Consider the following 608-nt stretch of genomic DNA (forward strand, 5'->3'; position numbering starts at 1 on the left):
CTGTAATAACTGTGAGTACCTTTGATAGAAATATTAGGGTTAGTTACCACCTCATGGAGTAACTGAAATTTTGACCAATGCTTTTTTTGCATACGAAACCTCAAGCAAATGTTAAATAATAAGAATTATTGAAATAACACTATGCCGTCAGTGAATGCGAGGCTGCTTTAAAAGAGGAATAAGTTTCATAAAAAACACCGTAAAGTGGAAGAAATTGATGATAGCACATAACGCCCAATTAAGGTGCGACAACGCTGTAACACCCAAGCTAAACCATTGCACCGTAAACACAAATTTCAAATCGAAGTGAAACTGCCACGCGTTGGGAGTCACTCTTAAATTGTTTGTTAGGAGTGGCTCATTTTTGGTATTTAGCTGACGTGATAAACTCACCAAATGTCTCACACCATACAATGACCGTATTATATTTAGAGACATCGATACCTTTCGGTATTTTGACCGCAAAGTTTTCGAAAGTCTTAACATTACCAATGCGAACCATACTGTCTTTTAATCGATTAAAATCAGATTCAGTTTCGACAAACTCGGTTGATAGGTAAAGCTTATAATCAGGACCGGGCGCAAGGCTTCCAGTTAATGTGATGTAC

At 37.5% G+C, this 608-nt stretch carries 1 protein-coding gene and 1 pseudogene; both read right to left on the bottom strand.

The features are described 5' to 3' along the window. Positions 1-92, bottom strand: a pseudogene (locus L4C39_RS20180) (CatB-related O-acetyltransferase); the annotation flags it as partial. Positions 93-358: 266 nt separating this feature from the next. Further along, a partial coding sequence (locus tag L4C39_RS20185; RefSeq protein WP_429747763.1) for a DM13 domain-containing protein occupies positions 359-608 on the bottom strand: 250 nt, incomplete at its 5' end.

The sequence above is a fragment of the Vibrio clamense genome, assembly GCF_050337905.1.
GTDB lineage: Bacteria > Pseudomonadota > Gammaproteobacteria > Enterobacterales > Vibrionaceae > Vibrio > Vibrio cortegadensis.